The sequence below is a fragment of the Roseburia sp. 831b genome, from assembly GCF_001940165.2.
In the GTDB taxonomy this organism is placed as follows: domain Bacteria; phylum Bacillota; class Clostridia; order Lachnospirales; family Lachnospiraceae; genus Roseburia.
The window spans coordinates 166134-178175 of record NZ_CP135162.1 but is presented as its reverse complement, the minus strand read 5'-3'; the positions used below and the strand labels follow the sequence as shown (position 1 = coordinate 178175).

The 12042-nt window shown below is 43.4% G+C and carries 10 protein-coding genes; 2 read left to right on the top strand and 8 right to left on the bottom strand.

Going from position 1 to position 12042, the window contains the following annotated elements:
- Positions 1 to 56: 56 nt before the first annotated feature.
- Together BIV16_RS00770 and BIV16_RS00765 are read left to right on the top strand one after the other, a co-directional pair.
- Entirely contained in the window at positions 57 to 833 is a 777-nt protein-coding gene (locus tag BIV16_RS00770; protein ID WP_075679849.1) for a threonine/serine ThrE exporter family protein, read from the top strand.
- On the top strand, positions 833 to 1270 hold the full coding sequence (locus tag BIV16_RS00765; RefSeq protein ID WP_083625160.1) for a threonine/serine exporter family protein: 438 nt from the start codon (positions 833 to 835) through the stop codon (positions 1268 to 1270). Before BIV16_RS00770 ends, BIV16_RS00765 begins: the two co-directional genes overlap by 1 nt.
- Positions 1271 to 1353: 83 nt before the next feature.
- Here the strand turns inward: BIV16_RS00765 and BIV16_RS00760 are convergent, their stop codons facing one another.
- The 8 genes from BIV16_RS00760 to trpS all read right to left on the bottom strand — a co-directional run bounded on the left by BIV16_RS00760 (position 1354) and on the right by trpS (position 11944).
- Positions 1354 to 3294 (bottom strand): ABC-F family ATP-binding cassette domain-containing protein, encoded by a 1941-nt coding sequence (locus BIV16_RS00760; protein ID WP_075679851.1) that lies wholly within the window; start codon positions 3292 to 3294, stop codon positions 1354 to 1356.
- On the bottom strand, positions 3281 to 3940 hold the full coding sequence (locus BIV16_RS00755; protein ID WP_075679852.1) for a GTP pyrophosphokinase: 660 nt from the start codon (positions 3938 to 3940) through the stop codon (positions 3281 to 3283). The genes BIV16_RS00760 and BIV16_RS00755 overlap by 14 nt, the downstream gene beginning before the upstream one ends.
- A 150-nt stretch (positions 3941 to 4090) precedes the next feature.
- The gene (locus BIV16_RS00750) at positions 4091 to 5152 is read right to left on the bottom strand and encodes a PTS transporter subunit IIC (RefSeq protein ID WP_075679853.1); all 1062 of its coding nucleotides are present in this window, start codon (positions 5150 to 5152) and stop codon (positions 4091 to 4093) included.
- 1 nt (position 5153) lies between these two features.
- Positions 5154 to 5417, bottom strand: coding sequence for a hypothetical protein (locus BIV16_RS00745; protein WP_075679854.1), 264 nt, complete (start codon positions 5415 to 5417; stop codon positions 5154 to 5156).
- A 13-nt stretch (positions 5418 to 5430) separates the two neighbouring features.
- Positions 5431 to 6204, bottom strand: a complete 774-nt coding sequence (locus tag BIV16_RS00740) for a TrmH family RNA methyltransferase (RefSeq protein ID WP_075679855.1) — start codon at positions 6202 to 6204, stop codon at positions 5431 to 5433.
- Positions 6205 to 6311: 107 nt separating this feature from the next.
- A complete protein-coding gene (gene pfkA / locus BIV16_RS00735) occupies positions 6312 to 7286 on the bottom strand; it encodes a 6-phosphofructokinase (protein ID WP_075679856.1) in 975 nt (324 codons plus the stop codon).
- Positions 7287 to 7357: 71 nt separating this feature from the next.
- Positions 7358 to 10831, bottom strand: coding sequence for a DNA polymerase III subunit alpha (locus BIV16_RS00730; RefSeq protein WP_075679857.1), 3474 nt, complete (start codon positions 10829 to 10831; stop codon positions 7358 to 7360).
- A 15-nt stretch (positions 10832 to 10846) separates the two neighbouring features.
- Positions 10847 to 11944 (bottom strand): tryptophan--tRNA ligase, encoded by a 1098-nt coding sequence (trpS, locus tag BIV16_RS00725; protein ID WP_075679858.1) that lies wholly within the window; start codon positions 11942 to 11944, stop codon positions 10847 to 10849.
- Positions 11945 to 12042: the final 98 nt, after the last annotated feature.

The window sequence follows — 12042 nt, the reverse complement described above, 5'->3', positions numbered from 1 at the left end:
CCTATGAAAATTATGGTGAAATTTGTACAACGATGAAAAATAATTGAGGTTAAGTTATGGCTGTAACAAAAGAAATCCTGACACTTGCCGTAGAAATTGGAGATGCTATGCTTCGAAATGGTGGTGAAATCTACCGCGTTGAGGACACTGTGATGCATATTTTACGGGCATACGAGATTGAAGATTATGATGTCTATGTGCTTTCCAACGGAATTTTTGCAAGTGCGAATGAAAATAAAGATGATGCCTGCAGCATGATTCGTCATGTTCCACTAGGCAAAACCCATCTTGGAAGAATTGCTGCATTAAACCAGCTTTCCCGCGAAATCTGTTCCCATGAATGTTCCCTAGTAGACTCCTGGGACCGCCTGGATGCCTGCAAGAATATCCCAGAAACCAAAGACAACATCCAGATTCTGTTCTGTGGTCTTGGCAGTGCCAGTTTTTGTTATCTGTTTGGTGGAACACCGCTTGATGCTTTTTTTGCATTTTTTATTGGACTGTTATTGCAATTATTTTTGAATACTGCAAAAAAACATCCCATGTCCAGCTTTATCGTAAATATTTTAGGAAGCGCACTTGTCACGGTCTGCAGTTTGATTCTGTTATCCATCGGACTTCCTATTATGCAGGATAAAATCGTCATCGGTGATATCATGCCCTTAGTTCCTGGTATTGCCCTGACCACTTCCATTCGTGATTTTTTTAACGGAGATTATCTTTCCGGTACCATTCACATGATTGACGCACTCCTAACGTCCTTTAGCATTGCGGTCGGCGTCGGCGCTGTGATTACCGTTTACCAGCTTTTGACAGGAGGTGTCCTGCTATGATTCTGATACAGTTTATTGTTTCTTTGATTGCGACGTTATCGTTTGCAGTACTGTTTCATGCGCCAAGAAAAGAATTGTTTTTCTGCGGACTGACCGGTGCTGTCGGCTGGATTGTCTACATTATCTGCATGAACCATAAGATGGGAGTTGCGACTGCAAGCCTGCTTGCAACCTTTGTGTTAACAATTCTCTCCCGCATCTTATCCGTCGTTCGCAAAAATCCGGTAACCATGTTTTTAATACCTGGGATTTTCCCATTGGTACCTGGTGCCGGCATTTACTATACTGCTTATTATCTGATTATGAACGAAATGAAATCGTTTTCCCAAAAGGGAACCGAAACCTTCCTGATTGCCGGTGCCATTGCACTTGGTATCGTGTTTGGTTTTGCGATTCCGCAGGCTGTTTTTCATGCACTCGGGAAAAAGAAAAGATAAAAAACGCCAGTCCCGGTTTTTGCCTGATATGTGTCCAGGATTCTGGATACATGTCCGTTTCTTGCCGGTTCTGGCGTTTTCTATTAATTTGCTGCTTCTTTTTGTTTTTGAATCCGTTCTGCCAAGTCTTCTAAGTATTCCCAACGTTCCATCTTTTCTTCTAAGGCTGCCTCTGCCTTCATCTTCTCATTCGTCAGTTCGTTGAGTTTCACAAAATTGCTGGCATTCTTTAAAATATTGGCTTCCAGTTCCTCGATTTTACTTTCCAGCTTTTCAATGTCTGCCTCGATGGTCTCATACTCTCGCTGCTCGTTATAGCTGAATTTTAGCTTTTTCTCGCCGTGGAAATTCTCTTTTCCGGATGTGCTGTTTTTACCGGAGACACTATCATTCCCTGATGTGCTGCCTTTTCCTGACACACTGTCTTTTCCAGCAGAAATCTTCTGTGACGAAACTGCTTCTTGCGCCTTCTTTCGGTTTACATAATCTGTGTAACCACCTTCGTACTGGCGGATGACGCCGTCCCCTTCAAACGCAAAGATTCTTCTTACCACACGGTCTAAAAAGTAACGGTCGTGCGATACCGTGATAACGATTCCGTCATAGCGGTCGAGGTAATCCTCTAAAATTGCGAGAGTCTGCGTATCCAGATCGTTGGTCGGCTCGTCTAAAATCAGGACATTTGGTGCTTCCATTAAGACGCGAAGCAGGTTTAATCTTCTTTTCTCTCCACCGGAAAGCTTTCCAATCGGGCTGTACTGCTGGGATGCCGGGAAAAGGAAGCGCTCTAACATCACGGACGCCGAGACGAGTCCTTCCTCTGTTCTTACATATTCTGCAGTATTCTTGATGTAATCAATGACACGCTCGTTCGGGTCCATATAGGCAACCCCCGCCGACTTGTCATTTTCAATTTCCTGGGTATAGTAACCAATCTTTATGGTCTGGCCGATTGTGATTTTTCCAGCATCCGGCTGGATACGTCCGTCGATTAATTTCATCAAGGTGGTTTTACCCGAACCGTTTGGCCCGATGAATCCAATTCGATCATTCTTTAAAAAGATATAGGAAAAATCAGAAATCAACTTCCTTCCATCATATCCCTTACTGACATTTTCAACTTCAATTGTAGTTCTTCCTGTTCTGGTCGAAACAGAACCAATCTCTATCTTAGAGTCAAATTCCGGTCCTTTTTGGTCCCGGAGCGCCTCGTAACGCTGGATGTGCGCCTTTTGCTTGGTCGATCTTGCCCTTGCGCCACGCTGCATCCACTCAATCTCTTTGCGTAACACCGACTGTCTCTTTCGCTCACTTGCAACCGCAATCTCCTCACGCTCTGCTTTTCGCTCCAAAAATCCGGAATAGTTTGTATCATAACTATAAATTGCACCTTTATCTATTTCAACAATCCGGTTGCAGACACTGTCTAAAAAATATCGGTCATGCGTTACCATCACAAGCGCAGCCTTCTGATTTTTCAAAAAATCTTCTAACCAGTCTGCCATAGTCGAGTCCAGATGGTTCGTCGGCTCGTCTAAAATCAGGACGTCGCAGGGAACTAACAGTGCGGCAACTAACGCAAGACGCTTTCTTTGTCCACCCGAAAGTTCTCCTGCCTTCTTTGAAAAGTCTGTGATTCCAAGACGCGTCATCATGTTCTTTGCTGTACTTTCCAGATTCCAATGGTCTGCCTCATGAAGCCCTTTTGTCATCTTTACAGGCTCATTCCCCTGCATTTCAAAATTTTTCACAGCTTGTTCTAGCACATTCTCCAGCACGTTTTTTCCTGGGTCAAAAACCGGATTCTGCGGAAGATAACGAACCACGATGTGATTCGCTCTTGTCACACTTCCCTCGTCCGGTTCCTCTGCGCCTGCTATGATTTTTAAAAGTGTGGATTTTCCAGTTCCATTGATACCGATGATTCCAACTTTTTCTCCTTCTTGCAGATAAAAGGAAGCTTTTTCAAAAAGCTTCCTCTCTGTGTATATTTTTGTAATATTTTCAACATTAATTAAATTCATGTTCCTCTTCCTGTGCGGCTTTTGCCTCCAAAATTGCCTCATTCAACTGGAGCATCTTTGCATCCAGCATGGATACGATTCCAGAGCACTCTCTTAAGTCTCTGCTGATGTATTCCGGTGCATTTCCTTCAAATTTGTAATAAATCTTATGTTCCAGACTTGCCCAGAAATCCATCGCAATCGTACGAATCTGTATCTCTACTCTGGTATCTACCACACGGTCTGTCAAAAAAATCGGTACCGTTACCAGCATATGATAACTCTTATAACCGCTCTCTTTCGGATGCTTGATATAATCTTTTACCGATACAACCGTAAGGTCGTTCTGCTTTCCAATCATCTCAGCCAGGCGGTAAATATCGGATGTAAACGAACATACAATTCGAATTCCCGCAATGTCATTGATGTATTTGACCATGTTATCTATGGTACTCTCATGTCCATAGCGCTTTAACTTCTTTACAATACTCTCCGGTGTCTTAATTCTCGATTTGATATACTCAATCGGATTGTATTGATGTACCTGCTGGAACTCGTCATTTAAAATCTCTAACTTCGTTCCAACCTCCTTCAGTGCCGAATTATATAAAAAGATGATAGTGTTCCAACTATCGACCCCTTCACTCAATGTAAATGGTTTATCCATGTTACTCCCTCCAAACAAAATCCACATAAAGACCAATTTTATTTCTATTCTTCATGCCCTTTTATTATACCATATTTCTTGTTACTTTGGTGGGATATTTCAAAAGTTTTGGCGTCTTTTCTTTACATTTTTCGCCCGTTTTCGGTCTAACTACAAATTTAGTTTTAAATCATTTTCCTTAATCCAGTTCAGCTTGCGCAAGAGCATGCCAAACGCCCATGTAAGCACTCCCGGCAGTACAAAACACACCAGAATCATGCCCAGCCAGTCAACGGATGTGATGGCTGTTTTACTTCCGTCTGCAATGTCATTTAACCATCCGGTGTAGAGGCCAATCTGACCGACAAGACCGCAGGTTCCCATTCCAGAGGATACGGCTGCGCCGTTCATCTGCATCTTAAATATACAGGTTGCAACCGGCCCGGTCACTGCTGAGGACAAAATTGCAGGAAGCCAGATTCTTGGATTCTTAACGATGTTTCCCATCTGTAGCATCGAAGTTCCGATTCCCTGTGCAAAAAATCCACCCCAGCCATTTTCTTTAAAACTAAGCACCGCAAAGCCAACCATCTGCGCACAGCATCCTGCCAGGGCTGCACCGCCGGCAAGTCCCGTTAAGTTTAATGCGGCACAGATTGCTGCACTGCTGATAGGAAGCGTCAGCGCGATTCCAACCAGAACCGATACCACGATTCCCATAAAGAATGGCTGTAATTCTGTCGCCCACATAATCGCATTTCCTACTGCACTTGCGGCTGCTCCGATTGCCGGTGCCCACCAGAGTGACAAACCTGCGCCAATAAAAATCGTCACAAACGGTGTGACAATAATGTCAATTTTTGTTTCCTTGGAAACAGCTTTTCCAAATTCTGCTGCAAAAATGGTGACCACAAGCACGGCAAGTGGTCCTCCGGCACCGCCAAGCTCATTTGCGGCGGCTCCAACTGCTGCCAGTGAGAAAAGAACGAGCGGCGGTGTCTGCAGGGCATAACCAATCGAGATTGCCATTGCAGGACCAACGGCTGCTTTTGCATAATTTCCAATGGTTACAAGAAGCTCAATGCCAAACTGTGTTCCGATTGTGCTGACAATCGTTCCAATTAACAAGGACGCAAACAATCCCTGTGCCATCGCCCCAAGGGCATCAATTCCATAACGTTTTGCCGAAAGGATAATATTTTTTCTTTTTAAAAATGCTTTAAATTTTTCCACGCTAGTCCTCCTCTATCACTTCCATCTCAAGGAAATCAAACTCAATCTCCTCCACAAAATTATCTTTGGTAAATCTTGTCTTGGCGTGACGCTTGAATTCGTTCACATTCTTATCCAGCCAGATTGGCTTTCCAAGGTCAAATGCATAACATACCTCATCCATCGCCTGAAAAATCTTATGTGTTCTCGTCTCATCCGTCTCATTTGTGACCGTCATATCCTTAAGCAAATGCGTATTTTCAAACATTTTAAACCAGATTCTCATTGTACCTGCCCCTCTATTTTCTTCTTCTTTGTCTGTTCGCTTCGTACATCAAAAGGGATGCAGAAATTGCGGCATTTAGTGATTCTACTTTTCCCTCCATCGGAATTTTAATGTAAGTATCTGCAAGATTTGCAATCTCATCACTTAATCCATTTCCTTCATTTCCAATCAAAAATCCAGTAGCACCGGTGTAATCCGGTTCATCATACTGCATCGTGCCTTTTAGGTGGGCAGCATAAAGCTTCACGCCCTTTTCCTTTAATTCCTGCATGGTTTCTTCTAAATCTTCCGCCACAAAAAATGGGACACGGTAAATACTTCCCATCGTAGAACGGATGGTCTTTGGATTAAAAAGATCCACCGTTGTCTTGTTCATGATGACTCCGGTAATGCCCGCACCTTCTCCGGTTCGAAGCATCGTTCCAAGGTTTCCAGGGTCTTGCACGCTCTCTAAAATTAAAAGCGATGTCTGATCCTGCTTCCACAAATCTGTCAGCTCATACGATGGCATTTTTACCACGCTAAGAATTCCCTGCGGTGTCTGCGTATCGGAAATCGCTTTAAAAACGGAATCCGAGACAACCTCGTAGGGATAACCATCGAGATAATCCTGCATTTCTTCCACAACAGATTCTGCGACGTAGACTTTACTCACCCACTCCCTTGGAGCTTCTGCAAACATCTTTCTGCCTTCCACAACAAATTGCTGTTCTTCTCTTCTATACTTTGCCTTTTTCTCCAAAGCCAAAATATGTTTCATCTGCTGGTTACTCGTACTTGTAATCATTTCGTTTTCCTCTTTTATCTAAAAAACTCCACGAACCCAAAATCCGTGGAGTTTTCTTATTTTCTATTCGATTTCCTGGCTGTTTTGTATCCAGCCTGTCCCACCTCTTAGATGGAAAGGTTATGACAGATTTCGTATTCGTATTCTGGAATCGATTTCTGCATTGCAAGTGCTTCATCGATATCAAAATCAACGAATTCTCCGTGACGGTATCCAACGACACGGTTGCTCTTTCCTTCGCAAAGTAAATCAACTGCCAATGCACCCATGGTAGAAGCGTATACACGGTCTTTTGCTGTTGGGTTACCACCACGCTGCATATGTCCTAAGATAGTTGCTCTTGTTTCCATACCGGTTGCAGCTTCGATTCTCTTAGCCATGCTTGCAGAATGTCCGATACCTTCTGCATTGATGATGATGTAATGCTGTTTACCACGTTTTCTGCTCTCGATGATGTTGTTTACAAGCTTCTGCTCATCAAAGTCATATTTTTCTGGAAGTAATACTTCCTCAGCACCGTTGGCAATACCGCACCATAATGCGATGTAACCAGCGCCACGTCCCATAACCTCGATGATAGAACATCTCTCATGAGAAGTAGAAGTATCACGAATCTTATCGATTGCTTCCATTGCTGTGTTAACGGCTGTATCGAAACCAATAGTGTACTCTGTACATGCAATATCAAGGTCGATGGTTCCTGGAAGTCCGATTGTGTTGATTCCAAGAGCAGCTAACTTCTGAGCTCCCTGGAAAGAACCGTCACCACCAATAACAACGATACCATCAATGCCGTGTTTCTTGCAAATCTCAGCAGCTTTCTTCTGATACTCTAATTCCTTGAACTCTAAGCAACGTGCAGTCTGTAAAATAGTACCACCACGGTTTATAATATCGGATACGTCTTTTGCTTCCATATCGAAAATCTCTTCCTGAAGAAGTCCTGCATATCCTCTCTTAATTCCTTTAACTTTTAACCCTTTTGATAATGCCTGACGTACAACGGCACGTACTGCAGCATTCATTCCTGGTGCATCTCCACCACTTGTTAAAACACCAATTGTTTTTACTTCTTTTGCCATTTTTTAGTTCCTCCTAAAATATACCCGTCGAAAATATATACTAATCTTCTATCTCTATCATTTTAATCTCTTTAGCGTCTGTTTTCAATGGATTTTTCTACAACTTTTACATTATTTTCGCCCAAAAAGTTAGTTAAATTGTTCACAATCTCAGAATCCGCTTTGATGTTCTGACTTGCCGGCAATTTTTTTATTGCTTTCGGGGATGAAGTATAGATGACAACACTGTCTTTTCCATCGGAATCATGAAGCATGGAAAAGAGTTCTTTTTCCTTTTCTTCATAGGCTTCCTTGGTCGGAAACTTTAACCAGACTTCACGGCTGGTGTCATCAAACGGAATCACCTTTTCACAGATGATTTTGCCGTTTTTCTCTTCCTCGACATTGGCATGTCCCTGGATAAAGACCTTCTCGTCCTCCTCAATCATCGTGTGATAGCGCTCGTAATCCCTTGGGAACACAATCACTTCCACCGTTCCAACCAGATCCTCAATCGTCAGGAATGCCATCGTCTTATTGTTCTTCGTGTACTTGATGGTCTTTTCCGTGATGATTCCACCGACGGTGACTTTCTCGTTATCTTTTACCTTGATTTCATTGGTTTCTTCATCCAGAATAAAGTCCGTCGTCACCTTCGAAATGCTCTTGCGCCATTTTTCCTCGTACTCTTCCAAAGGATGACCACTTAAGTAGATGCCAAGCACTTCTTTTTCATATCCTAACTTCACTTCCTTTGGATATTCCTCCACGTTTGGATATTTCATCTCGTAACTTTTCTTATCTTCCTCGGAAGCAAAATCAAACAGGCTCATCTGGCCTTCCATGGATTTTTTCCGCTGGCTGTTGACATTGTCTAAAATCATCGCATAGCTAAGCACCATCTGCTGGCGGTTTCCATCCAGGCAGTCACAGGCTCCCGCTTTAATCAGGTTCTCAATGGCTCTCTTATTGATTTCACGCCCACACACACGCTCAATAAAGTTCTGGAGTGTGGAATATGGTCCATTCTGATTACGTTCCTCAATAATCGCATCCACAACCGGACGTCCAATGCTCTTGATGGCATAGAGTCCATAGCGGATTCCTTCCGTATCCGCAGAGAACACACCTTCACCGGCATTGATATCCGGTGACAGCACTTTGATTCCCATCTGACGACAAGTGTAAATGTATTCCGATACTTTTCTGGTATTATCCAGTACGGACGTCATCAGGGCAGCCATGAATTCTACCGGATAGTAGAATTTCAAGAATGCGGTCTGATAGGAAACCACGGCATAGGCTGCTGCATGCGATTTGTTAAACGCATACTTCGCGAAATCTACCATGGAATCGTAAATCTCATTCGCTGCCTTCTCGCTGATGCCATTGTTGATACATCCTTTGATGCCTTCCTCTTCGTTCCCATAAACAAAGTTCTGGCGCTCCGCATCGATGACATACTGTTTCTTTTTACTCATCGCACGACGGATGTTATCCGCCTGTCCCATCGTATAACCGGCAAGGCTCTGTACTATCTGCATTACCTGTTCCTGATAGACAATACAGCCGTAGGTCGGCTCTAGGATTGGCTCTAATTCCGGGCATACATAACTGATGCTGTCCGGCTCATTTTTTCCTTTGATGTACTTTGGAATAAAGTCCATTGGACCCGGACGATACAGTGAAATTCCCGCAATGACATCCTCAAGGCTCTGCGGTCTTAACTCCTTCATGAAGTTCTTCATTCCGGCACTCTCTAGCTGGAAAATGCCTTCTGTGTGGCCGGTTCCAATCGATTCTAATACTTTTTTATCATCATAATCAATGCGATCCACATCGATTTCCACGCCGTAATTTCTTTTTACCAGCTTGACCGCATTGTCAATGACCGTTAAGGTACGAAGACCTAAAAAGTCCATCTTTAAAAGTCCAAGTTCTTCGATGGTCGTCATGATGTACTGTGTTGTGATCGTACCGTCCGAACCTCTCGACAATGGCACGTACTCATCCATCGCCTTCTGTGAGATTACGACACCTGCTGCATGCATGGAAGTATGACGTGGCAGCCCTTCTAATCGCTTTGACATATCAAGCAGGTTCTTAACAGTCGCGTCTGACTCATACATCGCACGGAGCTCTGGATTCATCGTCAGAGCCTTTTCGATTGTAATTCCAAGCTCATCTGGAATGCTTTTGGAAATCTTGTCACAAAATGCGTATGGCAAATCCATGACTCGTCCGACGTCACGGACCACGCCTTTTGCCTTTAACGTTCCAAACGTCACAATCTGTGTCACACAGTCTGCACCGTATTTTTTGATGACGTAATCGATAACCTCACTTCGCCTCTCATAGCAGAAGTCGATATCAATATCCGGCATGGTAACTCGTTCCGGGTTTAAGAAACGCTCAAACAGCAAGCTGTATTTAATCGGGTCGATATTCGTAATACCGGTTGTATAAGATACCAGGCTTCCTGCCGCACTGCCTCGTCCCGGTCCGACCGGAATTCCGTGTGTTCTGGCATAGTTGATAAAATCCCATACAATCAAAAAATAATCGACGTATCCCATCTTCTGGATAACGCCAAGCTCATAATCAAGCTTCGGAAGCAGCTCTTCCCATTTCTTTGGATAGCGGTCTTTCAATCCGTCGTGGCACAATTTATTCAGATAGGTCCAGGAATTATATCCTTCCGGCACATCAAAATGTGGCAGCTTTGTCACACCAAATTCTATCTCGACGTGACAGCGGTCTGCTATCTTTTGCGTATTCTCGATTGCCTGAAGTGCATACGGGAAAAGTGAACGCATCTCCTCTTCCGACTTCACATAATACTGTCCGCCTTCGTAGCGCATACGGTCTTCATCCGCTAATTTTTTCCCGGTCTGGATACAAAGTAAGATGTCATGCGCCTCCGCATCCTCCGCATAAGTGTAGTGCACATCGTTTGTTGCAACTAACTCAATTCCAAGTTCCTCACTCATGCGCAGCAACTGCGGATTCACCATCTTCTGCTCCGGGATTCCATGGTCCTGAAGTTCTAAGAAAAAGTTGCCTTTTCCAAAGCAGTTCTCATACTTTTGCGCAACCGTTTTCGCTTCTTCGTAAAGACCACGAACCAGATATCGCTGCACCTCCCCCGCCAGGCAGGCGCTTAATGCGATAATCCCTTCGTGATACTTTTCTAAGACTTCCATATCCACACGTGGTTTGTAGTAATAACCATCGACAAAACCTTTTGAAACAATCTTCATCAGGTTCTGGTAGCCCTGGTTATTCTCCGCTAACAATACCAGATGGTAGTAACGATCGTCCCCATGCGACAATTCTCTGTCGAAACGGGAATTCGGCGCCACATACACCTCGCACCCTAAAATCGGGTTGATTCCCTGTGCCTTTGCCTCCTTGTAAAAGTCAATGACGCCATACATGACCCCGTGGTCTGTGATGGCGGCACTGTTCATTCCAAGTTCTTTGACTCTGGCAACGTATTCTTTTATCTTATTCGATCCATCCAAAAGTGAAAACTCTGTATGGACATGTAAATGCGTAAATGCCATATCATTGTTCCTGTTCTATGAATTGGAGTATTTCTTTTTCTGCTCTGCTAAAAAGCTTTCATCCTCAAAATAATCAATCTTCATGGAGTGTTTTACTTTTGCAAGCGTCTTTGCTGCTTTTTCTCTTGCAGTCTCACTGCCTCTCTTTAAGATATCGTAAACTTCATCCAGATTCTTCTCATATTCGGCACGGCGTGCACGGATTGGGCTTAATTCTTCCTGTAACACATTGTTTAAGAATTTCTTGACCTTCACATCGCCAAGTCCGCCTCTCTGATAATGTGCCTTTAATTCATCTAAGTTTGCATATTCTGGTAAGTATTCCGCAAAATGCTCATCCTTGCAGAACGCATCCAGGTAAGTAAATACGGTATTGCCCTCCAGTTTTCCCGGATCACTAATCTGGATATGATCTGGGTCCGTAAACATGGACATTACCTTTTTCTTCACATCTGCTTCTGATTCGGAAAGGTAGATACAGTTTCCTAAGGATTTACTCATTTTCGCTTTTCCATCGATACCAGGAAGACGCAGACATGCCTTATTGTCCGGCAATAAAATCTTTGGCTCTACCAGAGTCTCGCCATAGACACTGTTAAACTTGTGTACAATCTCTTTGGTCTGCTCTAACATCGGCATCTGGTCTTCTCCAACCGGAACCGTGGTTGCCTCAAATGCGGTAATGTCAGCAGCCTGGCTGATTGGATAATTGAAAAATCCAACCGGAATACTTGCTTCAAAATTACGCATCTGAATCTCTGCTTTTACCGTTGGGTTACGCTGTAATCTGGAAACGGTAACCAGGTTCATATAATAAAAGCTAAGCTCTGTCAGTTCTGTCACATGTGACTGGATAAAAATATTTGCCTTTGCCGGATCAATTCCAACTGAAAGATAATCAAGAGCAACTTCGATGATATTGTCACGAATCTTGCCAGGATTATCCGCATTGTCCGTAAGTGCCTGCGCATCTGCAATCATGATGTAAATCTCATCAAACTTGCCAGAATTCTGCAGCTCTACTCTTCTTTTTAAAGATCCTGCATAATGTCCTACGTGTAATTTACCGGTTGGACGATCTCCCGTTAAAATAATCTGTGGTCTGTTTTCCAATTTTCTTTCTCCTCTATCCCTCTCTGATTGATATTATGTCAACCAGTTTCTATCTTCTTTTTCGAAAAGTTTATGCTTTCTTATTATATAATTTATCC